This is a genomic window from Streptomyces scabiei 87.22, from assembly GCF_000091305.1.
In the GTDB taxonomy this organism is placed as follows: domain Bacteria; phylum Actinomycetota; class Actinomycetes; order Streptomycetales; family Streptomycetaceae; genus Streptomyces; species Streptomyces scabiei.
In genome coordinates this window covers 1,303,858-1,327,239 of the sequence record NC_013929.1, presented here as the reverse complement: position 1 = coordinate 1,327,239, position 23,382 = coordinate 1,303,858, and the positions used below count along the sequence as shown (strand labels likewise).

At 72.1% G+C, this 23,382-nt stretch carries 20 protein-coding genes and 1 pseudogene; 12 read left to right on the top strand and 9 right to left on the bottom strand.

Features of this window, described 5'->3' with window-relative positions; all coding sequences use genetic code 11:
- Positions 1 to 37: 37 nt before the first annotated feature.
- Positions 38 to 1,180 (bottom strand): DMT family transporter, encoded by a 1,143-nt coding sequence (locus tag SCAB_RS05595; protein WP_173402841.1) that lies wholly within the window; start codon positions 1,178 to 1,180, stop codon positions 38 to 40.
- 228 nt (positions 1,181 to 1,408) lie between these two features.
- On the opposite strand from SCAB_RS05595, the gene SCAB_RS05590 reads away from it, so the two are divergent.
- The 5 genes from SCAB_RS05590 (at position 1,409) to SCAB_RS05570 (ending at position 7,944) form a co-directional block, all read left to right on the top strand.
- Positions 1,409 to 2,152 (top strand): (2Fe-2S)-binding protein, encoded by a 744-nt coding sequence (locus SCAB_RS05590; RefSeq protein ID WP_012999076.1) that lies wholly within the window; start codon positions 1,409 to 1,411, stop codon positions 2,150 to 2,152.
- Between the two features lie 95 nt (positions 2,153 to 2,247).
- Entirely contained in the window at positions 2,248 to 3,399 is a 1,152-nt protein-coding gene (gene glgA / locus SCAB_RS05585) for a glycogen synthase (protein ID WP_012999075.1), read from the top strand.
- A 48-nt stretch (positions 3,400 to 3,447) separates the two neighbouring features.
- Complete coding sequence (gene glgC, locus SCAB_RS05580; RefSeq protein WP_037726963.1) at positions 3,448 to 4,668, top strand: glucose-1-phosphate adenylyltransferase; 1,221 nt, start codon at positions 3,448 to 3,450, stop codon at positions 4,666 to 4,668.
- A 216-nt stretch (positions 4,669 to 4,884) separates the two neighbouring features.
- Positions 4,885 to 6,231 (top strand): wax ester/triacylglycerol synthase family O-acyltransferase, encoded by a 1,347-nt coding sequence (locus tag SCAB_RS05575; protein WP_012999073.1) that lies wholly within the window; start codon positions 4,885 to 4,887, stop codon positions 6,229 to 6,231.
- Positions 6,232 to 6,441: 210 nt separating this feature from the next.
- Complete coding sequence (locus tag SCAB_RS05570) at positions 6,442 to 7,944, top strand: SDR family NAD(P)-dependent oxidoreductase (protein ID WP_012999072.1); 1,503 nt, start codon at positions 6,442 to 6,444, stop codon at positions 7,942 to 7,944.
- Here the strand turns inward: SCAB_RS05570 and SCAB_RS05565 are convergent.
- A complete protein-coding gene (locus tag SCAB_RS05565; RefSeq protein WP_041668908.1) occupies positions 7,923 to 8,471 on the bottom strand; it encodes a hypothetical protein in 549 nt (182 codons plus the stop codon). The genes SCAB_RS05570 and SCAB_RS05565 overlap by 22 nt on opposite strands.
- A gap of 495 nt (positions 8,472 to 8,966) precedes the next feature.
- Here SCAB_RS05565 and SCAB_RS47645 point away from each other — a divergent pair, with 495 nt between their 5' ends.
- The 3 genes from SCAB_RS47645 (at position 8,967) to SCAB_RS05555 (ending at position 10,689) form a co-directional block, all read left to right on the top strand.
- Positions 8,967 to 9,137, top strand: a complete 171-nt coding sequence (locus SCAB_RS47645) for a hypothetical protein (RefSeq protein WP_012999070.1) — start codon at positions 8,967 to 8,969, stop codon at positions 9,135 to 9,137.
- Between the two features lie 52 nt (positions 9,138 to 9,189).
- On the top strand, positions 9,190 to 9,672 hold the full coding sequence (locus SCAB_RS05560; RefSeq protein ID WP_012999069.1) for a GNAT family N-acetyltransferase: 483 nt from the start codon (positions 9,190 to 9,192) through the stop codon (positions 9,670 to 9,672).
- A 102-nt stretch (positions 9,673 to 9,774) separates the two neighbouring features.
- Positions 9,775 to 10,689, top strand: coding sequence for an IS982 family transposase (locus SCAB_RS05555; RefSeq protein ID WP_012999068.1), 915 nt, complete (start codon positions 9,775 to 9,777; stop codon positions 10,687 to 10,689).
- 162 nt (positions 10,690 to 10,851) lie between these two features.
- On the opposite strand, the gene SCAB_RS05550 is transcribed toward SCAB_RS05555, so the two are convergent.
- The 3 genes from SCAB_RS05550 to SCAB_RS05540 form a co-directional block, all read right to left on the bottom strand.
- Positions 10,852 to 12,087, bottom strand: coding sequence for an IS701 family transposase (locus tag SCAB_RS05550; RefSeq protein ID WP_078580060.1), 1,236 nt, complete (start codon positions 12,085 to 12,087; stop codon positions 10,852 to 10,854).
- A gap of 217 nt (positions 12,088 to 12,304) precedes the next feature.
- Positions 12,305 to 13,654, bottom strand: coding sequence for an amidase (locus SCAB_RS05545; RefSeq protein WP_012999066.1), 1,350 nt, complete (start codon positions 13,652 to 13,654; stop codon positions 12,305 to 12,307).
- A 149-nt stretch (positions 13,655 to 13,803) separates the two neighbouring features.
- Positions 13,804 to 15,228: a lipase maturation factor family protein gene (locus tag SCAB_RS05540; protein WP_012999065.1), complete on the bottom strand. Its 1,425-nt coding sequence runs from the start codon at positions 15,226 to 15,228 to the stop codon at positions 13,804 to 13,806.
- 76 nt (positions 15,229 to 15,304) lie between these two features.
- Here SCAB_RS05540 and SCAB_RS05535 point away from each other — a divergent pair, with 76 nt between their 5' ends.
- Together SCAB_RS05535 and SCAB_RS05530 are read left to right on the top strand one after the other, a co-directional pair.
- On the top strand, positions 15,305 to 17,389 hold the full coding sequence (locus SCAB_RS05535) for a SpoIIE family protein phosphatase (RefSeq protein WP_012999064.1): 2,085 nt from the start codon (positions 15,305 to 15,307) through the stop codon (positions 17,387 to 17,389).
- 219 nt (positions 17,390 to 17,608) lie between these two features.
- Positions 17,609 to 18,478 (top strand): Fpg/Nei family DNA glycosylase, encoded by an 870-nt coding sequence (locus SCAB_RS05530; protein WP_012999063.1) that lies wholly within the window; start codon positions 17,609 to 17,611, stop codon positions 18,476 to 18,478.
- A gap of 150 nt (positions 18,479 to 18,628) precedes the next feature.
- Here SCAB_RS05530 and SCAB_RS05525 read toward each other — a convergent pair whose 3' ends face one another.
- The 3 genes from SCAB_RS05525 to SCAB_RS05515 all read right to left on the bottom strand — a co-directional run bounded on the left by SCAB_RS05525 (position 18,629) and on the right by SCAB_RS05515 (position 20,711).
- Positions 18,629 to 19,288, bottom strand: coding sequence for a hypothetical protein (locus tag SCAB_RS05525; RefSeq protein WP_012999062.1), 660 nt, complete (start codon positions 19,286 to 19,288; stop codon positions 18,629 to 18,631).
- A 206-nt stretch (positions 19,289 to 19,494) separates the two neighbouring features.
- Positions 19,495 to 20,010 carry a hypothetical protein gene (locus SCAB_RS05520; RefSeq protein ID WP_012999061.1) on the bottom strand — a complete coding sequence of 172 codons (516 nt, stop codon included), beginning with the start codon at positions 20,008 to 20,010 and terminating at the stop codon, positions 19,495 to 19,497.
- Positions 20,011 to 20,165: 155 nt separating this feature from the next.
- Positions 20,166 to 20,711, bottom strand: a complete 546-nt coding sequence (locus SCAB_RS05515) for a sigma-70 family RNA polymerase sigma factor (RefSeq protein ID WP_012999060.1) — start codon at positions 20,709 to 20,711, stop codon at positions 20,166 to 20,168.
- A 218-nt stretch (positions 20,712 to 20,929) separates the two neighbouring features.
- On the opposite strand from SCAB_RS05515, the pseudogene SCAB_RS05510 reads away from it, so the two are divergent.
- Positions 20,930 to 21,825: pseudogene (locus tag SCAB_RS05510) on the top strand (CapA family protein).
- Between the two features lie 48 nt (positions 21,826 to 21,873).
- Here the strand turns inward: SCAB_RS05510 and SCAB_RS05505 are convergent.
- The gene (locus SCAB_RS05505; RefSeq protein WP_012999057.1) at positions 21,874 to 22,335 is read right to left on the bottom strand and encodes a universal stress protein; all 462 of its coding nucleotides are present in this window, start codon (positions 22,333 to 22,335) and stop codon (positions 21,874 to 21,876) included.
- Positions 22,336 to 22,481: 146 nt separating this feature from the next.
- Here SCAB_RS05505 and SCAB_RS05500 point away from each other — a divergent pair, with 146 nt between their 5' ends.
- The gene (locus SCAB_RS05500; RefSeq protein WP_012999056.1) at positions 22,482 to 23,357 is read left to right on the top strand and encodes a polysaccharide deacetylase family protein; all 876 of its coding nucleotides are present in this window, start codon (positions 22,482 to 22,484) and stop codon (positions 23,355 to 23,357) included.
- The last annotated feature ends 25 nt before the right edge of the window (positions 23,358 to 23,382 follow it).

The window sequence follows — 23,382 nt, the reverse complement described above, 5'->3', positions numbered from 1 at the left end:
ACGATGTGGCGCGGGAGGCCCGGTCCGGGCCTCCCGCTCAGGATTTCACGCGGTCACGATGCCGGTCACGATGCCGGTCGAGGAGCGCCCGGGGCACGTACAGCTCGCCGTGGAACGGCTGGAGCAGCAGACCGGCCGGGGCGTCCTCCTCGTCGGCCGCGCCCTTCCCGAGGAACGGGGCCGGGACGACCACCCGCTTGTCCAGGCCGATCGCGTAGCCCGCGTCCGGGACCTCCGCGGTCCGCTCCGGAAGGCCGGCGAGCAGCTCCTTCAGGACCAGGGAGTCCTGGTCGGCCCCCGGGCCCGCGGCCGTGACCGCGACCTCCTCGGCCGTGTGCTCCGCCCCGGTCTCGGCGGCGAGGCGCTCGGTGGTCAGCAGGATCAGACCGCCCGCCGCCACCACACCGCAGCCCAGTGCGAGCAGGGTGCCGGTCGTGCCGTAGCGGAACGTCTCGCCGAACATCGTGATGCCGACCGCGGCCGCGACCACCGGGTTCACCACGGTGAGCGTGGCCAGCGGGGCCGCGAGACCGCCGCCCCGGTAGGCGGCCTGGGAGAGCAGCAGACCGGCCGTCGCGAAGACGCCTATGACCGCGAGGGTCGGCAGGTCCGAGAGCGCCACGCCGTCCGTCCAGTCGACGGCGACCGTCTTGGTGAAGACCGAGGACATGCCGAACGCGACACCGGAGGCGACCGCCAGCAGGATGCTGCGCACCGCCGGGTGCCGGTGCGCGGCACGGCCCGCCACCGTCAGCGCCGCCACCGCGCCACCGCTGGCCACGGCCACCAGCACCCGCTGGACCGTGTCGAGCGACCGCGCGTCCGCCGAGCCCACCAGGGAGAGCAGGCCCGCGAGACCCACCGTCGCCATGATCGCGCCCCGCCAGGCCGTGGCCCCTGCCCTGCGGCCCACGAACAGGGCCGCCATGGGCAGGGCGAAGACGATGGTCAGCGCGCCCAGCGGCTGCACCAGGCTCAGCGGGCCGTAGGCCAGCGCCACCACGTGCAGCAGCCCGCCGAGGCCGTTCAGCCCCACGGCGGCCCACCAGACCGGCCGGCGCAGCGGGGCGTAGGACCGGGCGGGGGAGGAGACCGCGACCCGCTCCTGGACGATCGCCCCTCCCGCGTACGCCACGGCGGAGACGAACGACAGCAGCACGGACAACGCGAGGGCATTCATGAGGTGCTCCTCGACGCGGCGCGGGGGCTCCGGGCCCGGCGCGGTGAACGCTCGGCTTTCATGGTGACCACGATGCCTCGCGAAACCGTCCGCGTCGTCGTACCTGAGCACTCAATGCGTCCTACTGCCGATGGAGTACGACCGGCCCTGTGTCATCCCCAGGAGGGGCGACACGGAGTGCAAGCCCGCAGGTGGACGGGGAGGCGGGGGCTGGTACTACTCGTCCTCGTGGATCACGACCCCTCGCTCACCGCGCTCTCGGCCCTCGGCGGCTTCTTCGTACTACGCACGGGCGAACCGCCGCGCGGGTCCCTGCCGACGCTCGCCCGGGCCTACGAGGCACGCGATGCCGATGTGAAAAGGGAGGTTTACGAGAATCCGGTAATTTTCCGTGTCCGAAAAGTCGCGCGAAGTGTGCGGGCCCCCGAACCGCGCGTGGCCGCCTCGATCGCCCACCTCGGCTTCGCCGCACGGCTGTGGTCGGTGGCCCTCGGCGCGGCCGCCGTGTACGGCCGCGTCCCCGATCTGGACCCGCGCCTGCTGCGCTGGGACGCGGACGCGAGCGCCCCGGACGAGCTGTGGCTGACCGAGGTGCGCGGCCTGCCCGCCGAGCGGATCGGCGCGGTCGTACGGGACGGCCACCTGCTGCCGTTGGCAGCCGCTCTGCGGGCTCAACTCCCCATCTCCGAGCGCCTGTTGTGGGGAAACGCGGCCTCCGCGCTCATGGGAGCCGTGCGCCGGATCGACCGCTGGGCGGCCGCCAACGGTCGTACGGAGGCGGCGGACCGGGCTCGCGCGCTCGCCGCCGGACTGTTCGCGCACCCCACCCTGGCGGGCACCCTCGACCCGGTGACGTCCCGCCGCCGCAGCTGCTGTCTTTACTACCGGCTGCCCGGTGGTGGCCTGTGCGGCGACTGCTGCTTCGACCGGCCGCCCGGCCCGCGGTCCCCGGGCGGCCCCCGCCCCGCCTGACCGCGCGAGCACGGCCGCGCGAGAATCGTGGTCTTCCCCAACAGACCCATCTGGGTGACCATGTGGGAACCAGCCGCTGAGACAGGGGGTTCCGGGTGCGAGTCGGCCTGCTGACCCGGGAGTATCCGCCCGACGTCTACGGTGGCGCGGGCGTCCATGTCGAGTTCCTCGCCCACGAGTTGAGGTCCCTCGTCGACCTGGACGTGCACTGCTGGGGCGAGGGCGCGGGCGGCGGTGTCGTACGCCACCGGCCCTGGTCCGCGCTCGACGGAGCCAACGACGCGCTGCGCACCTTCTCCGTGGACCTCTCCATCGCCGCCGGACTTCAGGACCGTGAACTGGTCCACTCGCACACCTGGTACGCGAACCTCGCCGGTCACTTCGGCAAGCTGCTGCACGGTATCCCGCACGTGATGACCGCCCACTCGCTGGAGCCGCTGCGCCCCTGGAAGGCCGAGCAGCTGGGCGGCGGCTACGCCCTGTCCAGCTGGGCCGAGCGCACCGCCGTGGAGTCCGCCGACGCCGTGATAGCCGTCTCCGGCGCCATGCGCGACGACATCCTCGGCTGCTACCCCGCCCTGGACCCCGCGAGGCTGCACGTGGTGCACAACGGCATCGACACCTCCCTCTACACGCCGGACCACGGCACGGACGTCCTGGAACGGATCTGTGTCGACCCCGGCCGTCCGTACGTCCTGTTCGTCGGCCGGATCACCCGCCAGAAGGGCGTGCCCCACCTGCTGCGCGCCGTGCGGGACATCGATCCGGCCGCGCAGGTCGTGCTCTGCGCGGGCGCCCCCGACACCCCCGAGATAGACCAGGAGTTCCGCGAACTCTTCGCGGAGCTCGGCCGCGTCCGCGAGGGGCTGTTCTGGATCCCGCAGATGCTGCCGCGCCCGGATGTGATCCAGCTCCTGACGCACGCCGCCGTCTTCGTCTGCCCGTCGGTCTACGAGCCGCTCGGCATCGTCAACCTGGAGGCCATGGCCTGCGGCACCGCCGTGGTGGCCTCCCGGGTCGGCGGTATCCCGGAGGTCGTGGAGGACGGGGTCACGGGCCTGCTCGTGGAGACCGAGGAGGGCTTCGCGGGCCGGCTGGCCCGCGCGCTGGACTCGCTGCTCGCCGACCCCGCGACGGCCGCCCGGATGGGCGAGGCGGGGCGGGAACGCGCGGTGCGGGAGTTCGGCTGGCAGGCGGTGGCGCGGCGGACTGCCCGGCTGTACGAGGAAGTCCTCAAACTGGGGTAGTCAGGGAACAGGGTTCGGCACAAACGGTGGGTGTAGAGGGGCGGCGGGATGCGGCGCGGTGGACCTTCGGTGCTGGGGATCGTACTGGCGGGCGGGGAGGGCAAGAGGCTGATGCCCCTGACCGCCGACCGTGCGAAACCGGCGGTGACTTTCGGCGGGACGTACCGCCTGGTGGATTTCGTCCTGTCCAATCTGGTCAACGCGGACATCCTGCGCATCTGCGTGCTCACGCAGTACAAGTCGCACTCGCTCGACCGGCACATCACCACGACGTGGCGGATGTCGAGCCTGCTCGGCAACTACGTCACCCCGGTCCCGGCGCAGCAGCGGCTGGGCCCGCGCTGGTACCTCGGCAGCGCGGACGCGCTGCTGCAGTCCCTGAACCTGGTCCACGACGAGCAGCCCGAGTACGTGGCCGTGTTCGGCGCCGACCACGTCTACCGCATGGACCCGCGCCAGATGCTGGCGCAGCACATCGAGGGCGGCGCCGGCGTGACGGTGGCCGGTATCCGGGTGCCGCGCACGGAGTCGTCGTCCTTCGGTGTGATCACGCCCGGCTCCGACGGCCGATCGGTGGAACGCTTCCTGGAGAAGCCGACGGACCCGCCCGGCCTGGCCGCCGACCCCGAATGCGTGTTCGCTTCCATGGGCAACTACATCTTCACCACCAAGGCCCTGGTGGAGGCGCTCCAGCGGGACGCCGAGGACGAGGACTCCATCCACGACATGGGCGGGTCGATCCTGCCCCAGCTCACCGACCGCGGCGAGGCGCAGCTCTACGACTTCAGCGCCAACCACGTGCCCGGCGAGACCACCCGCGACCAGGGCTACTGGCGGGACGTGGGCACGCTCGACGCCTACTACGACGCCCATATGGACCTGATCGCCGAGCGCCCCGCCTTCAATCTCTTCAACCGCAGCTGGCCCATCTACACCAGCTCCGGCCAGCTCTCCCCGGCCCGCTTCAACGCGGGCGGCATGGCCAGCGAGTCGATCATCAGCGCGGGCTGCCTGATCCGCGGCCAGGTCACCCGATCCGTCCTCTCCCCGGGGGTCGTGGTGGACCCGGGCGCGGTCGTCCAGGGCTCGGTCCTGCACGACAACGTGCACATCGGGCGGGGCGCGGTGGTCCGGGGCGCCGTGCTCGACAAGAATGTCCAGGTGCCCCCGGGGGCGACCATCGGCGTCAACCCCGAGCGGGACGCCGAGCTGTACACCGTCTCCGAGGGCGGAGTGATCGCTCTGGGCAAGGGGCAGCAGGTTCCCTAGCCGCCGGGCGGTCCGGCGGGCGGTCCGCCGCACGACCGGACCGCCGGATGGTCCGTCAGGGTGACCTCGGTGCACACGGATGTCCCATGCGTCCCGCCTTCACCAGGAGATGGAACGTAATCTGTTGTTAACTGTGCGTAGCTTGATCGTACTTGACCGTAATCGGCCAACAGCGATTGACTGCTGACTCACCCGTCGTCGACGCGAGGCAAGCCATTGACTTCCGACCTGCTGGCCCCCCTCGACCTGGCGTTCTGGAACATCGAGTCCGCCGAACATCCCATGCACCTGGCCGCCCTCGGCGTCTTCACGGCCGACTCGCCCACCGCGGGCGCCCACGCCGCCGAACTGCTCGCCACGCGGGCCGCCGCCGTGCCGGGACTGCGGATGCGGATCCGGGACGTCTGGGTCCCGGACGTCCGGCTGCCGCTGGCGTTCGGCGGCGCGACCCGGGAACCGGTCGCCGACTTCGAGCCCTTCGACCACGTACGGCTGCACGCGCCGACCCCCGACTTCCACGAGGCGGCCGGGCGGCTGATGGAGCGTCCGCTGGAGCGCGGCCGGCCGCCCTGGGAGGCCCATGTGCTGCCCGCGGCGGACGGTGCCTCCTTCGCCGTGCTGTTCAAGTTCCACCACGCCCTGGCCGACGGACTGCGGGCACTGACGCTCGCCGCCGCCGTCATGGACCCCGTCGAGATGCCCGCGCCCCGGCCGCGTCCCGCCGAGCCGCCGCGCCGCCTCCTCGACGAGGTGCGCAAACTGCCCGACCTGGTCCGGGGCACCTTCTCCGACCTCGGGCGCGCCCTCGACATCGGCGCCTCCGTGGCCCGCACCACACTCGACGCGACCCTCGCCGCCCGCTCCTCCGCCGCGCTGACCTCCGGGGCCAGCGGCACCCGCCGCACCGCCGGGGTGCTGGTGGACCTCGACGACGTGCACCGGATCCGCAAGACCGTCGGCGGCACCGTCAACGACGTCCTCATCGCCGTGGTCGCGGGGGCGCTGCGCCGGTGGCTGGACGAGCGCGGGGACGGCAGCGAGGGGGTCGCCCCCCGGGCCCTGATCCCCGTCTCCCGGCGGCGCCCCCGCACCGCGCATCCGCAGGGCAACCGGCTCTCCGGCTATCTGATGAAACTCCCCGTGGACGACCCGGACCCGCTCGGCCGGCTGCGGACGGTGCGCGCGGCGATGGACCGCAACAAGGACGCCGGGCCCAACCGGGGCGCCGGCGCGGTCGCCCTCCTCGCGGACCACGTGCTGCCGCTCGGCCACCGGCTCGGCGGCCCGCTGGTCAGCCAGGCCGCCCGCCTCTGGTTCGACATCCTCGTCACCAGCGTGCCGCTGCCGAGCCTCGGGCTCCGCCTCGGCGGCTGCCCCCTCGCCGAGATCTACCCCCTGGCCCCGCTCGCCCACGGCCAGTCCCTCGCGGTGGCCGTCTCGACGTACCGGGGCAGCGTCCACTACGGCCTGGTCGCCGACGCGGAGGCCGTCCCGGACCTGGAGCGGCTCTCCCGGGCGGTCACCCGGGAAGTGGAGGACCTGTTGGCGGCGTGTGAGGTGTGACGCGTAGGGGTGCGTCGCCGCGCCCCGTGCCCTTCGGGCGGAAAAGCAGGGGCGCAGCCCCGCTTTTTCAGGGGCGCGGGGAACTGCGCGACCAGCCCCCACCGGCCCGCACCCGAAGTTTGGCCACTACAGCCTCCCCTCCGTACAATTCCCCGTTCGACAGCGGACGCGTCCCGGCGGGCCGCACGTGATCAGGGAAGCGGCAGCGCGATGACGGTGACAGAGGACGGCCCGGCGGCCATGGACGAGGTCGTGTACGGCCCGGGCATCGACCCGGACCGGCTCGCCGTGTGCCTCGGCGTGCTGGAGGAGCTGGACAAGCTGGAGGTCGACCACCCGGACGCCATCGCGGTGCGCCGGGCGACCGCCGGTGTCTACCGCATGGTCAAGCAGCGCCGCCGCCAGGAGCGCCGCGCCGCGAAGACCGCCCACGACAAGGCGGTCACGGAGTCCACCGCCACCGGCTCCGCCCAGCGGATCGACGACGAGACCGAGGGCATCCTGCCGTCGTCCGTGACGGAGGAAGGGAAGATCGCGGGGATACTCCAGCGCCCCCGCTCCTGCTACACCTGCAAGACCCGGTACGTCGAGGTCGACTACTTCTACCACCAGCTCTGCGCCGACTGCGCCAGCCTGAACCGCGGCAAGCGCGACGCCCGCGCCGACCTCACCGGCAAGCGCGCCCTGCTCACCGGCGGCCGCGCCAAGATCGGCATGTACATCGCCCTGCGGCTGCTGCGCGACGGCGCACACACGACGATCACCACGCGCTTCCCCAAGGACGCCATCCGCCGCTTCAACGCCATGGACGACTCGGCGGACTGGATGCACCGCCTGGAGGTCGTCGGCATCGACCTGCGCGACCCGGCCCAGGCCGTGGCCCTCGCCGAGCGGGTGGCCGAGGCGGGCCCCCTGGACATCCTCATCAACAACGCGACCCAGACCGTACGCCGGCTGCCCTCCGCCTACGCCGCCCTGGTCGAGGGCGAGAGCGCCCCGCTGCCCGCCGGCGAACTCCCCCCGCACCACGTCATCGGCGCCTTCAACTCCGGAGCGGTGGACGGCCTGACCGGGCTGACCGCACTCCCGGCGGGGGTCAGCGGACTCGACGCGCAAGCGGTCGCCGACCTCGCCCTGGTCGCCGGCAACGCCAGTGTGGCCCGCCACCTCGACGGCACCGCCATCGACGCGGGCGGCCTCGTCCCCGACGTGGTCGAGAGCAACACCTGGGTGCAGACCATCGAGCAGATCTCCCCGGTGGAGCTGCTGGAGACCCAGCTGTGCAACTACACGGCGCCCTTCATCTTGATCAGCAAGCTCCGCCCGGTCATGGCCGAGGCCGCGAAGGCGGCGGCCAGCGGACGGGCGTACGTCGTGAACGTCTCCGCGATGGAGGGCGTCTTCGGCCGCGGCTACAAGGGTGCGGGCCACCCGAACACCAACGCTGCCAAGGCCGCGATGAACATGGTGACGCGCACCAGCGCCCAGGAGATGTTCCAGACCGACGGCATCCTGATGACCTCGGTCGACACCGGCTGGATCACCGACGAACGCCCCCACTTCGACAAGCTGCGCCTCGCCGACGAGGGCTTCCACGCCCCGCTCGACCTCGTCGACGGCGCGGCCCGCGTCTACGACCCCGTCGTGCTCGGCGAGCAGGGCGAGGACGTGTACGGCGTCTTCCTGAAGGACTACGCGCCCGGCAAGTGGTGAGCCGACGCCCCGACCTGGCGGGCCCGCTCGGCGCGGTCCGCCCGGTCGGCCACCAGTTCCAGCACGGTGCGCCAGTCCTCCGGATCCCCGGTGTCCAGCCCCGCCGACCGGCCGGCCTCACCCGCCTGGCGTAGCGTCAGTACGTCCTCGACCAGACCGGCGTCCACCCAGCCGCCCGCGTGCAGTCGTACCAGGTGATCGGGGCCGAGAGCGTGCAGGCGTACGAGATGGGCGACGCGGTCGCCGAGCAGCGGCCGGACCGCGTCGGCCGCCAGATCCGTGTCCTCCGTGTCCTCACCCGGTCGGAGCAACTGCCCCAGGGTGTGCACCAGACCGGCCACCTGCAGTTCCTTGTCGGCGGGCCGGCCCCGGCGCAGCAGCGCCGCGGTCCGCAGCGCGTGTGCGTGCGGGTCCGGACGGGTGCCGGGAGGGCGGTCCGGTCCGTCCCGGCGCCGCTGTGGTGCCGGGACGCCGCCCCGGCGGCCGTGCAGCAGATCCATCAGCTCGTCGACGCCGCGCAGTTCCATCCGCCGGTCCTCCCGAGTCCGCCCGCGAGAAATGCCGTTGCGGCACAGGAGCAGATCATGGTCCGCTTGCCATTCGGCCAACGGGACCTGAACTGCGCGCCGAGGCCGGTGATCCGACGGGTCGTCGGGCCGGTGCGCGGAGCGGGAACTGAGCCGAACGGGTGATGAGAAAACCTACCAAATGGGTCAAATTGCCCTAGGGTGGGGCCTGCTGGGCGCTGAACGACTCAAGACAGTTACCTCTTGTTTCCAGCCCCATAGAGCGGCCACCCGCTCATTTGGTTACTCTGTACCGGACGGACAGCCTTATCTGGGTCCCACCCACACCCACGGTCCGTCCCGGGACAAGCCGGTCACCACGGCCTGATCTCACACCCATACGATCCGGCGCCACCGCGTCCGAACTGACATCGACTCAGACCCGAGCGGACGTCAGGCGCACAGCGGCAGGCTGGGCCGACGTCCCGAGGGTGACCGACACATAAGGAGTGCGCGGTGACACCAGAGAAGACGAAGGGCGATCAACGCCCCAAGGAACGCACCGAGGGCGGCCGGGCGAAGAAGGACCTGGGCAGCCTGGACGTGTGGGCCAGGTCCGCCCCGATCCGGCTGGCGGGCTACGAGGACGACCTCGCCGAGCCCCACATCCTGCCCAGCGTGGACTGACCGGCACAGGCATGTGATCGCCGACCTGCATGGGCGTGCCAGACTCGCGCCCATGCAGATCAGAGAAGCCACCGCCGACGACTGGCCCGGCATCTGGCCGTTCTGGCACCGCGTCGTCGCCGCCGGGGACACCTACACCTGGGACCCGGACACCTCCGAGGAAGCCGCCCGCGCCCTGTGGATGGCCCCCGCCAAGCGCGTCTACGTCGTCGAGGACGAGACCGGGGCACTGACCGGCTCCGCCTTCCTCACCCCCAACTACGGCGGTCCCGCGGCCCGCGTCGCCAACGCGGGCTTCATGGTCGACCCCGCCCACGGCGGCCGGGGCATCGGCCGCGCCCTCGCCTCTCACGTCCTCGCCGAGGCCAGGGCCCAGGGCTTCCGGGGCATGGTGTTCAACGCCGTCGTCGAGACCAACCCCGCCGTACGGCTGTGGACCTCGCTCGGCTTCACCGTCCTCGGCACCGTCCCGGACGCGTTCGAGCATCCGAAGCACGGCCCGGTGGGGCTGCACATCATGTACAAGGCGCTCTGACGCGGGGCGCCGCGACGCCGCGGAGATCCGTCAGAAGGGCCTAGATGAATGAGTCCAAGGGTTGGCCTGCGAACATAGGACGAGGGCGTCCAATGTCAGTGTGTGAAGACAGACCTGGACACCCTCGCAACGGCACTCTATGCCCGAATCGACGACGAGTTGAAGGCTTCGCCGTGGCTGGCCCCGTACCGGCCCGTCGTCGGGATCGCGCCCACGCTCAGTGACGCCGAACTGGTCACCCTCGCGGTCATGTCGGCGCTGCTCGGTTACACCTCCGAGCGGCGCTGGCTGCGCCGTGTGGGGAAGGACCTCGGTCGCCTCTTCCCTTACGTGCCCCAGCAGTCCGGCTACAGCAAGCGGCTGCGCGCCGCTTCCTCGCTGCTCACCAGCATGATCCGGATCCTCGCCCGGGACACCTCGCTGTGGAGCGATGACGTGTGGCTGGTCGACTCCACCCCGGTCGGCTGCGGATGCTCCCGCGAGACGACCAAACGCTCGGACCTGGCGGGCTGGGCCCAGTACGGCTACTGCGCGTCGCACTCACGGTACTTCTGGGGACTGCGGCTGCATCTGGTGTGCACGCTTGGCGGGCTGCCGGTCCTGTTCGCCCTCACCGGTGCGAAGGCCGACGAGCGCGAGACACTGCGCGACATGCTCGACACCGCGCCCGATGTCACAGCGGCCCGCCCCGGCCAGACGATCATCGGGGACAAGAACTACTACGGCCGCGAGTTCGAGCACGACCTGGCCGAGCGTCACCTTGAGTTGCTGCGGCCGGCCCGCAAGGGAGAGGCCGAACGGGCCGGGGCACACCTGTTCAAGCCGCTGCGGCAGGTCATCGAATCGATCAACCAGACCCTCAAGGCCCAGCTCGACCTGGAACGACACGGCGGCAAGAGCCCGGCAGGGGTGGCGGCCCGCGTCCTGTGCCGGATCCTCGCGCTCACAGCGGCGATCTGGCACAACGACAAGACCGGACAGCCGATCAAACGGTCACTCACCGCCTACGATCACTGACCGCAACGACACCCCTTGGACTCATTCATCTAGTAGTGCTTCGTTAGGTTCTGGGCTGTCTGTGGCGGCTTCGAGGGCGGGGCAGGGGGCGGCCGCAGGTGGTGCAGGTACCGGTCCAGCACCTCAGCAGGCCCTGAAGGACGTCGAGGACCTGGTAGAGGGTCAGGCCGGTGTGCGGACTTTTGGGTCGAGCCGCCGCAGGGTGAGGAAGGCTTGTGCGGCGGTGACGAGGGTGACGTGGTGGTGCCAGCCGCGCCAGGTGCGGCCCTCGAAATGGTCCAGGCCGAGGCCGTGCTTGAGTTCGCGGTAGTCGTGCTCGATCCGCCAGCGCATCTTCGCCCACCGCACCAGGTCAGCGGTCGGTGTGGTGGCGGGCAGGTTCGATATCCAGTAGTTGGTCGGAGTGTCCTGCCCGTCGGGCCATTCGACGAGCAGTGTCCGGACGGGCAGGATGCCGTCCCACCGGTTGCGGCCGCCGCCCGCCTCCTGAGCTGCGGCCAGGGACTGCTTGCCCGCGGGCCGCATGGTCAGCACCGCGAACCGTGAGGTCATCGCGCCTTTGCTGCCCTGCCTCCAGGTCACCTCGGTGAACTGCCGTGCACCCGCGTGCGCCGCGAGGACGGAAACGGCTTGGGGTGGGGTGCGGTAGCGGGGAAGGGCGGGCGGTCCGAGCCCGCCGTAAGCAGGCCGGTGCGGCTCGGCTTCGTCCGGGTGGGCGACTTCCTTCCCGGTCAGGGCCAGGACATAGGACAGCCCCCGCTCCTCAAGACCGAGCCGGAACAGAGTGCTGACGCCGTAGCCGGCGTCGGCGACCACGACCGGCGCCTTCAGCTGCCACTCGGCGAGCGTGTCCAGCAGGCCGAGCGCGAGGCGCCACTTCTCCCGGTGCACCACATCGTCGGGGACTCCTGCTCTGCGGCACCGCTCCGGCTCGTCCGTCCACTCCCGCGGCAGATACAACTGCCACTGCAACGGGCACGAGGCGGTGTCGGTGGCGGCATGGACACTGACCGCGACCTGGCAGTTCGCCCGCTTGCCGACCGCTCCGCAGTACTGGCGGGCCACCCCGACCGACGCCTTCCCGCACTTGGGGAACGACACGTCGTCGATCACCCACACCTCGGGCCTGACAACTTCGCACAGCCGCCCGGCGATCCGCCGCCGGACCGGCAGCGGATCCCACGGCGACTGGCTCACGAACTGCTGCAGAGCCTGCATGTTCCCGTCCGGCAGCCGCTCGGCCATCGGCTGCACCGACTTGCGCCTGCCGTCCAGCATCAGACCCCGCAGATAACACTCGCCCCACCGCCGCTGATCCCGCCGCGGAAACGACCCGAACACATCGGCAACGAACTCCGCCAACTCACCCCGGAGCCGTTCCACTTCCCCCAACCTCACCCCGGGAAGCTGCCCACGAACAGCCGAGATCACCCAACGTAACGAAGCACTACTAGTGCCGCGGCAGGCAACGTTCGCCCCGTCGCGACGCCCGGCACGCACTCTCGCCGCACCGGGCACAAGCCCAAGTACATCCAGTACGAGGGCATGCGCCCGGCACGCCGAGAGCACGCACCGGACGCCGCTCCTTCACGGGCAAACGTTGCCTGCCGCGGCACTAGTCGAGCGGCGCCGTCCGCCGCCACGGGTTCAGCTCCTCCAACCGGCCCGCCACCTCCAGGAGTTGCGGTTCCGAGCCCGGCAGGCCCACCAGCTGCACGGCGCAGGGCGCGCCCGAGGGCAGCGTGCCGAACGGCACGGACATCGCCGGCCAGCCCGTGAGGTTCCACGGCGGCGTCAGCGGCGAGCAGGCGGTGTTCACCAGCAGATTGCGCAGCCACCCCCGCTCGTGCCAGGGCGCGGCCGCGGGCCCGCGCCGGGCCAGCGCCGGGGTGAGGAGCACGTCGTGGGCGGCGAAGAACGGCTCCAGACGCCGGCGCAGCCGCTCCCGGTGGTCGCCCGTGCGCACCCCCTTCACGAAGCGTCGCCCCACGGCCGCGTGCACCCGCGTGCGCCGGGTGAGCAGCCTCGGGTCCAGGCCCTCCGCGTCCACCGCCGTGCCCGCCGTCCAGTGCGCCAGCGACGTCGTGCCCAGCCGGACGGGGTACGGCGGATCGGCCGGCCGGACCGTCAGACCGTCCCCGGTCAGCAGCCCGGCCGCCCGGCGCGCGGCGTCGGCGTACGGGCGGGTGACGGTCACGCCGACCAGGGGGCTGCGCACGGACAGGGCGATGCGCGGTGCGGACGGGGCGGAACCCGGCGGCGGGGCGGTGCCGGTGCCCGCCAGGACGCCGAACATCAGCCGGGTGTCCTCGACGGTCGTTGCCAACGGCCCGTTCTCCGACATGCCGAACCAGTCGCCGTGCCCGATGTCCGCCGGGACGACACCGAAGCCCGGCTTGAGCCCGAGCAGGCCGCAGTGGGCCGCCGGTATCCGCAGCGACCCCATCCCGTCGTTGCCGAGGGCCAGCGGCACCAGCCCGGCGGCGACGGCGGCCGCGCTGCCGCCCGACGAGCCGCCCGCCGTGCGCGAGGTGTCCCAGGGGTTGCGGGCGATGCCGTGCACGCCGTCCGTGGTGCCGAACACGCACAGCTCGGGCACGTTCGTCAGCCCCACGACCACCGCGCCCGCCGCCCGCAGCCGGGCCACGGTCACATGGTCGTCCCCGGCCGGCGTCCGCGGGGTCGCGGCGGACCCGTTCAGGGTGGACTCGCCCCGTACGCCGAGGTTGTCCTTGACCGCCACCGGCACACCTGCCAGCGGCAGTCCGGCGAGGTCGGCCCGGCCGGCCACCTCGTCCGCCTCGGCCAGGGCCGCCTGTGCCCGGACCGAGCGGAACGCCCCGATGCGCCCGTCCAGCGCCTCGATCCGCGCCAGGTGCTCCGCCACCACCTCGCGCGGCGTCACCCGCCCCTCCCGTACGGCGTCGGCGATCTCGGCGGCGGTCCGGCCGGTCCAGCTGGTCACGGGCGCTCCCTGGCGGTGTCGTGCGCGTCGGTGTCGTACGCGGTGCGCGAAGGCGTACCCGTGAGTAGTGATCGAGTACGGGAGCACTGTGCCCTGCGGCGCGGCCCCGCGTCGAGGGTCCACCGGGAAGAAGTCCGTCCCCGACCCCGCTACGGCCTGCGCGTCGGCGTGCCGGTCAGCCGGGTCGGCGGCATGAACTCCCGTACGTAGGTGCGTTCCCAGCAGGCGCCGGTCTCCCTCAGCTCGCGCCAGGTCGTGTACCGGTAACGGAAGAGCCGGGCGCGGACGAAGCGGGGCGGGGCATCGGCGGGGAACGGGGAGCGGCCGAGCAGTCGCAGGGTGTCGCGGTCGTTCTCCAGGAGCCGTTCCATCAGGGCGCCGAACCAGGAGCCGGCGTACGCGGGGGAGAGCGCGGCGAACCACATCAGCCAGTCGAGCCGCAGATGGTACGGGGCGAACTGGCGCGGCCAGCGGCGTGGATCCCCCGGCTTGCCCCGGAACTCGTACTCCCGCCAGCCCGCGTCCTCGCGCGGCACCTCGTCCGCGGTCCCCTCGATCACCACCTCGTGGCGCACCCGGCTGACGCTCCCGAACGCCCCGTAGGTGTTGACCAGGTGCAGGGGGTCGAAGGAGCGGTTCATGACCTGGCGGCGGGAGAGCATGTTGCGGACGGGGCGGTGGCTGAGCGCGAGCACCAGGGCGGTGACCGCGAGCACCAGGGCCGTGTACCAGAGCGGAGTGCCGGGGGTCCTCGGCGCCGGCCCGCCGACGTCGACCGCGGACAGGGCCAGCACGATCGTGATCCAGTTCAGCCAGGCGAAGTTTCCCGACAGGACGAGCCAGAGCTGGGTGAGGATCATCAGCGCGGCGGCGCCCGTGGCGACGGGCTGCGGGGCGAACAGCAGGAACGGCACCACCAGCTGGGTGACGTGGTTGGCGGCCACCTCGACGCGGTGCAGCGGCTTCGGGAGGTGGTGGAAGAACCAGCTGAGCGGACCGGGCATCGGCTGGGTCTCGTGATGGTGGTCGAGGCACGTCAGCTTCCGCCAGCACGCGTCGCCGCGCATCTTGATCAGCCCGGCGCCGAACTCCACCCGGAACAGCACCCAGCGCAGCAGGAACAGCACGACGACCGGCGGCGCCACCTCGTCGTTGCCGAGGAAGACGGCCAGGAAGCCGGTCTCCAGGAGCAGTGACTCCCAGCCGAACCCGTACCAGGTCTGCCCGACGTTCACGATCGACAGGTACATCGCCCACGGCACCAGCCACAGCGCCATGCCCGCCCAGAGGGGCAGCAGCGCGTCCAGTCCCGCGACGAGCGCGGCCGAGACCGCACAGCCCGCCCAGGCCCACCCCGCGAAGAAGCGGTCCGAGTAGTGGAGGTGGAACACGCTCGGCGCCCGCCGGAACGGCACCCGCTCGACGAAGCGGGGCACCGGCAGCATGCCGCGCTCCCCGATCAGTGCGCGGAACTGCAGGGCCGCCCCGAGGAAGGCGACCAGATAGAGGGCGGCCAGCGACCGCTGGAGGAGCAGTCTGCTCAGCCAGAGGTCGGGCGCGGCGAACCAGTCCACGCCACCGACGATAGTGAGTGTGCCGACAAGGGTCACTCCACTCGAATATTCGGGCAAATGCTGTCAAAGTGTCCCCATGGTTGATCGGGGAGCGAGTGATTCGGACGTCCCGGACGACTGGCTCTCCCACCCGGACCCGGTCCTGGCGCTCAACCTCATGGGCACCTTCGACTGGGACCTCGACGCCGGTGCGTTCCACATGGACGCCACGGCCCACGAGATCTTCGACGTGCGCCCGGACGAGTACGACGGCAGGCCCGAGACCCTGTCGCTGCGGGTGCCCCCGATGGAGGGCCGCAGGCTCGACACCCTCGTCTCGCAGGCGCTCAAGGACGGCAGCGAGAACTACGGCGCCTACTTCCGTCTCCGGCTGCGCGACGGCACCATGCGCTGGACCCACACCCAGGGCTACATCCGCCGCGACGAGACGGGCCGCCCGTACCGGGTCATCGGCATCGTCCGCGACGCCACCCGGGAACTGCGCGAGATCCGCTCCCGCACCGAGCGGACCGCACACGACGAGGTCCGCCGCAGACAGGCCAACGTCGTCCAGATCATCACCGCCGCCCTGGCCCACGCCCGGACCGTCCAGGACGTGATCGACGTCCTGGAGGACACCGACGGCCTCACCCACCTCGGCGCGACCAGCCTGGTCATGGGCCTGCTGGAGGCCGGCCGCGTCCGGATGGTCGCCGCCGGCCCCGAGGACAGCTACGTGCCCGGCACCCGCGTCACCCGCCTCGACGTGAAGTACCCGATGAACGAGGTCGTACGGCAGCTCGCCCCGCACTTCATCGAGTCGCCGGAGGAGTTCGCCGAGTCCTACCCGCTGCTGTGGCCGCACATCACCGACCTCAAGATCACCTCGGCCGCCTATCTGCCGCTGATCGTGCAGGCCCGCCCCATCGGCGCGATGGGACTGCTCTACAACGACCGGCGCGGCTTCAGCTCCGAGGAGCGCGACGTCCTCATCGCGCTCGGCAGCAGCATCGCCCAGAGCCTGCAGCGGGCCATGTTCTACGAGCAGGAGAAGGACCTCGCCGAGGGTCTGCAGCAGGCCATGCTGCCGCGGTCCATCCCCAGCGTCCCCGGCGCCGACATCGCCGTCCGCTACCGGGCCGCGTCCTTCGGGGGCTCCCTCGGACGGGACATCGGCGGCGACTGGTACGACCTGATCCCGCTGCCCGGCGGGCGGGTCGGCGCGGTCATCGGTGACGTCCAGGGCCACGACACGCACGCGGCGGCCGTCATGGGCCAGCTCCGCATCGTCCTGAAGGCCTACGCCACCGAGGGCCACACCCCGGCCACCGTGATGGCCCGCGCCTCCGCCTTCCTCCACGAACTCGACACCGACCGCTTCGCCACCTGTCTGTACGCGGAGGCCGATCTGGCCACCGGGGTGGTCCAGGTGGTCAGGGCCGGGCACATCGACCCCCTCGTCCGGCACACCGACGGCAGCTGTCACCGGGTGACCGTGGAGGGCGGGCTGCCGCTCGGGCTGTCCGCCGAGTTCGGCGGCCTGGAGTATCCGGTGACCGCCGTCGAGCTGGACCCCGGCCAGACGCTGCTGCTGTGCACCGACGGGCTCATCGAGGAGCCTGGCGCCGACCTCGACGACGGCATGCGGACGCTGCGGGCGCTGATCGCCACCGGGCCCGAGGACGTCGACGATCTCGCCGACCGGCTCATCGACGTGGCGGAGGAGCGGGGCGGCGACGACGACGTGGCCCTGCTCCTGCTGCGCCGCCGCAGCCGCAGCGCCGAGCAGCCCGGCGGGCGGCTCCAGCAGCACGTCGGGCCCGGCGACCCGGAGGCGCTCAGGGAGGCCCGGCACATGATCGGCGCGGCCGTGCGGACCTGGGGGGCGGGGGACCGGGCCGACGAGATCGAACTCGTCGCCGACGAGCTGGTCACCAATGCGCTCATGCACACGGAGGGGTCCGCGATCGTGACGCTGCGGGCGCTCGCGGGGTCGGACCGGCGGCTGCGGGTGGAGGTCGAGGACTCCTCCAGCGCGCTGCCGCGGCGGCGGGAGGCGGGGGAGGCGGGGGTGTCGGGGCGGGGGTTGCTGCTCGTGGACCGGCTGACGGATGTGTGGGGGGTGGAGGCGCGGGGTGGGGGCAAGTGCGTGTGGTGCGAGTTTCTGCTGGTGGGTGCGTAGGGGGTGGGCGGTTGGGGTGCGTGTCGGGTGCGGGTGCGTGGGGGCTGGTCGCGCAGTTCCCCGCGCCCCTAGAAGCATCAGGCCCCTGCGGGCCTGAAAAGCACGGGGCGCAGCCCCTGCTTTTCAGGGGCGCGGGGAACTGCGCGAGAAGCCCCACCCACCCGCACCCGACAAACGCACCCCCCAGCGCCCGGTAGCACCCCATGGCACCCTTGACGTATGCCTGAATTGCCCGAAGTCGAAGCGCTCCGGGACTTCCTGGTGGGGAGCCTCGTCGGGCACGAGGCCGTGCGCGTCCTGCCCGTGGCGATCAGCGTGCTCAAGACGTACGACCCACCCGTGAGCGCGTTCGAGGGGCGGGAGATCACGGACGTACGGCGCCACGGCAAGTTCCTCGACATCGAGGCGGACGGGGGAGAGCTGCACCTCGTCACCCATCTGGCGCGCGCCGGGTGGCTGCAGTGGAAGGACCGGCTGCCGGACGGCCCGCCGCGGCCGGGCGGCAGGAACCCCCTGGCCCTGCGTGTCGCCCTGGAGACCGGCGAGGGCTTCGACCTCACCGAGGCCGGCACGCAGAAGCGGCTGGCGGTGTACGTCGTACGGGACCCGGCGCAGGTCCCCGGCATCGCGAGGCTCGGTCCGGACCCCCTCGCCGACGAGTTCGACGTGACCCGGTTCGCCGGGCTGCTGGCGGGGGAGCGGCGGCAGATCAAGGGCGCGTTGCGCGACCAGAGCCTGATCGCCGGGATCGGGAACGCGTACAGCGACGAGATCCTGCACGCCGCGCGGATGTCGCCCTTCCGGCTGACCTCGTCCCTGAAGCCGGAGGAGATCCGGCATCTCCACGAGGCGCTGCGCACCACGCTGACCGAGGCCGTGGAGCGCTCCCGGGGGCTTGCGGCGGGAAGGCTGAAGGCGGAGAAGAAGAGCGGGCTGCGCGTGCACGGCCGGGCCGGGGAGCCCTGCCCGGTGTGCGGTGACACCGTCCGGGAGGTCTCCTTCAGCGATTCGTCGCTCCAGTACTGCCCGACGTGTCAGACGGGCGGCAAGCCGCTCGCCGACCGACGGCTGTCACGGTTGCTCAAGTAGGGCGACGGCCCGGCCCGGATGTCCCCCGGAGCCACCCGGAACCGGGTCCCTGCCGGGTTCCACCATGATCCGCAACCATTGAAGGTCCGGACCAATTCAGCGGGCTTCGGTGGTGATGCGGGGAAGGGGCGGGGGGCCGGTTCGGCGCCTTCAGCGCCAGGCGGGGGCCTTCAGGGTCACCAGGAGATCGCCCTCCTGGCTGCGCACCTCGAAGTGGCTGATGTCCTCGCGCTGCATGGCGGTTCCGCCCACCATTTCGGAAGCCTTGTCGGCGCCCTCGGGGGACTTCCAGTTGGCGGCCGTCTCCTCGGAGCCGTCCTTGCCGATCACGACGAGCCGGCAGGCGTGGACGCCCTCGGCCTCCTTGACCTTCAGCTCGATGTCGCTGCCCCAGAGCCGTTCCTCGGCCCTGACCTCGGCCCAGACGCCCGTCTTGGCGTCGGTGGCGGCCACGGTGTCCGGAGCCTCGCCCGGACCTGCGAGAACGGCCACGGCGGGGCCGCCGACGGCGATCACCACGGACGCCGCGAGGGCGAACAGCCAGCGCCTGCGCTTCGCCCGGTGGCGGGCGGACACCTCGTCGAGCAGCCGCCCGAGCATCCGGGGGCCGGGGGCCGCGAAGGGGTGCACGGCGCGCGGTGTCGCGTTGCGGTAGAGCATCAGCTGCCGGGCAGCCGGGCGGAACTCGGTGACCTGTACCGCGCACTGCGGGCAGCCGCGGACATGGTCCTCGAAGTGGAACGAATCCACCTCGTCCAGCACGCCCAGCGCGTACGCGCCGACGTCGTGATGACGATCCTGGGACCACATGGCAATTCCTCGGGCCGGTGTGCGGTGGGGGTTGCTTCCTGCCCCCACCGGTACGGACCGGACCGGCGAATCACTCAAGCCACCCGGCCAATGCCAACCAAAAGATTCGGAGCCCTCCGCCACGCGGATTGGTCCGGGACCGAAAAACTTGGTTCACCGAGGCGGCGACATCCGGGCGGACGCCGGATGAACGCCGGGTGCCGCCGCTAGAAGAGGTGGATCGCCAGGTGCCCCAGCGGCAGACCGAGCCGCCAGGCCGGCGTCCAGACCTTTGGGCCGTCGTCCTCCCCCGGGACCGCGCCGCCCCCCGGCACCGCGTCCAGATCGGGGGCGAGCAGTTCCGTCTCCTCCAGCCACCGCCACGCGGCGGCGGCCAGCTCCAGATCGGGCGACGGGCCGCCCGCCTCCAGCGCCTCGGCGGTGAAGTCGGCCATGCGCTCGCACACCCAGTCCTGCCACGGCTGGTCGTACGCCGTCAGCGACAGCCACATCTCCAGCTGGGTGACGACCCGGATGCCGGACAGCTCGCGGCCCGCGTCCGAGAGGAAGATGGTCAGCGCCAGGGCGTCGCGCCCCGCACGGAACTCGAAGGACGTCGGCGGCATCAGGTCGCCCGTCCGCAGCAGTTCCTCCGCGATGTACTCGGCGTAGAACCACGCCATGGGGACGGTCAGTTCGCCTCCACCGGCGCCGTCCGTGCTCTCCTGCCCTCTGTGCAGCATCCCTTCCTGCCTTCCTCCGGTGCGTGCGCGTCGCCCGACCCGGGCCTGGAGACCAGGCTGCGGGCCCCCATCCGGAACACGGATAGAAGACAGCTGATTGCTCAACCGGGGTCCTCAGCAAGGCGCTTTACGGAGGTTTGACTCGGCCATGGGTTTCACCGCAGGTCGGCCGCGTATCCGGGAAGCACCCGGCGAAGGGCGCGCAGCGCGTAGTACGCGCGGGACTTCACCGTACCGGGCGGGATTCCCAGGGCCTCGGCGGCTTCCGCCACACTCGCACCCTGGAAGTACACCTGCACCAGTACTTCGCGGTGCTCGGGAGTGAGTGTCTTCACAGCTTCCCGTACGTCGAGGGTCGCCACCGACCGTTCGGCGTGATCGGCCATCACACGCGCGTTCTCCAGCACCGCGTCCCCCACCTCGGCGGGGCGCGCCTGCCGGGCCCGCCGCGCGTCGATGGCGAGCCGCCGTCCGACGGTGAGCAGCCAGGGGCGTACGGAGTCGAAGGCGTCGGCGCGCAGGGCCTCGGGGTGCTGCCAGGCGCGTACGAAGGTCTCCTGCACCAGGTCCTCGGCGCGATGGCGGTCCCCGTCGGAGAGCCGCAGCAGCAGGGCGAAGAGGGGGCGGCCGTGTTCGCGCTGGAGTTCGGCCAGCTCGTGTTCGGCGGTCGTCCCGTCGGTGATCGTGGTTCCGGCCGTCATGGCCGTATGGGAACGCGGGGCGCGGCGCGAGGACAGGGGCCGGTCACGGATCTGCGGCGGGCGGTCGAACCTGTCGGCGAACGGTGCGACGAACGGTATGCCGCCGGACGGGGCACGGTGTACCGGTGCGCCGGTGTGCCTGCTTGACGGGTGTGTGTCGCTGTATGTGGATGCGTATCGAGTAGTCATTTAATACGACAAAATTGGGGTACTCATCCATGACCGCACACAGGGGTCCCGTCGCCCTCTCCGTGGCCCTCCTCCTGGCCGCGACCGCCGCCTGCCAGTACCCGGGCCCCGGCCCCCGGCCCGGGCCCTCCGCCTCCGACGACGACGGAGGCTTCACCCTCGTCGCCTCCGGTGACGTCCTCCCCCACATGTCGGTCATCGAGCAGGCGCACGCGGACGCGGGCGGCCACGGCCACGACTTCGTTCCCATGCTCGCGGGGGTGAAGCACGTGGTGTCCGCGGCGGATCTGGCGATCTGTCATATGGAGACGGTCTACGGGGCGGACGGCGACTACAGCGGCTACCCGGTGTTCAGGTCACCGCCCGAGGTGGCGGAGGCCCTCGCGGCCACGGGGTACGACGCGTGCTCCACAGCGTCCAACCACACCCTGGACGACGGCGCGCCCGGTGTCCGGCGCACGCTGGACGCGCTCGATCGCGTCGGCGTACGCCACGCGGGCTCGGCGCGAACGGAGGAGGAGGCCCTGCAGCCGACCCTGATGCGCGTCCGGGGGGCCCGGGTGGCGCACCTGGCGTACACGTACGGGACGAACGGCATCCCGCTGCCGGCGGACCGGCATACGGGATGGGCGACCAGGTGGCGGGGGCGATGCGCAACCACTCCGGCGCCGCCGACCCGCGCGGCAACCAGGGCACCCTGGCCCGCTTCACCTTCGCCCCGCCCGCCCGCGCGGGCGACCGCTGGGCGGTGACGAGGGCGGAGTTCGTGCCGCAGTGGTTCGATGTCGCCCGGGGCCGCGTGGTCGACCTCGACTCCGTGATCGAGGCCGGGGCGGGGGCCGGCGTCACCGCCGTGCGCGACCGCATCCGGGAGATCGTCCTCAGCCGGGGCGCGGCCCAGGACGGACTGGTCACGGGGCGGTAGCCGCCCGAGCCCCGGGCGTCGCCGTGGACCCGTCGGGCTCCGCCGTGCCTACGGCACCACCGTCACCGGCCAGCGACCCGCCTTCACCAGGCGCAGGGCCACCGAGCCGACGATGCGGTGGCCGGCCTGCTGGGAGGCACCCACCACCACCGCGTCCGCCTTGAGCTGCTCCGCCGCCGTCACCAGGCCGTTGTACGGGTCGCCGCGGAAGGTGTGGAACTCCCAGCGCACCTCGAAGATGCCCTTGACCTGCTCGGCGGCCTCCCGGACCTCCGCGACCAGGTGCTCGGCGATCTCCTCGGTCGCCCCCGCGACCGGCACCCCGAGCGCCGCACCGGCCGCCAGCAGGGGCTGCACGTACACGATGGCGAGCAGCGCGTGCTGGCGGCGCGCGAGGCCGGCGGCGTACGCCACGGCCCGCAGGGAGGTGTCGGAGCCGTCCAGCCCGACGAGGACGACCTTGGGCCCGTCGGTACCCCGTTCGAACCGGTGTGCTTGCTGATCGGTCACGCTCGCGAGGCTATCCGAGCACCCGGGCTCCGGCGTGCGCCGGTCGTGCTTCGGGGGCGCGGACGACTACTCCCATCGGGTGTTTCCCTGCCGCCGCACCGGTGTCGTGGTGGTGCGGCGTCCCCGACTTGGTCGACTGATGAGTCATGACGAAGGATCAGATGTTCACGCGTCGGCACGTGTTGACGGGCGCCGCGGCCCTGCTGGGCGCGACCGCCACGGCGGGCACGGCCGCGTTGCTCGTCGGCGACGGAGGCACCGGCGGCGCGGCACCTGCCGACGCGGCCCCGGCCGGTGCTCCCGGCCCGGCGGCGGGCCCCGGGGGCCGCCCGGCGCTCACGCCCTCCTCCTACCGTCTGCGGCCCATCGCGGGCTACGGCCCCCCGCCCCGGCGCCGCACCCCCGTCCGGCCCGCCGTCCGGCACGAGCCGTTCCTGCGGGTCGACGGGCGCGGCCGCGGCATGGTGCTGACCTTCGACGACGGCCCCGACCCCCGCTACACCCCGGACATCCTGCGCATCCTCCGCGACCACGACGTCCGGGCGATGTTCTTCGTGTGCGGCGAGATGGCGGTCCAGCACAAGGACCTGCTGCGGGAGATGGCCGACGACGGCCACGTGGTCGGCAACCACACCTGGTCCCACCCTCTGCTCACCACCCTCTCCCGGTCCAGGATCCGTTCCGAGATGGGCCGCACCAGCGAGATCATCGAGAAGGCGTACGGCGAACCGCCGCTGTGGTTCCGCGCCCCGTACGGCGCCTGGAACCGGGCCGCGTTCCGGTTCGGCGCGGAACTCGGCATGGAGCCGCTGGCCTGGACCGTGGACACCCTGGACTGGCGGACGCCCGGCGCGCGGACCATCGCCCGGCGCGTGGAGGACGGGGCCGGTCCCGGTGTCGTCGTGCTCTCCCACGACGCGGGCGGGGACCGCTCGCAGAGTGTCAGGGCCCTGCGCGACTATCTGCCCGAACTTCTGGATTCCGGCTATCGCATCACCGTGCCCCGGCGTGAATACGTGTGACGCATTCCTTCGCGATCCCGCCCGC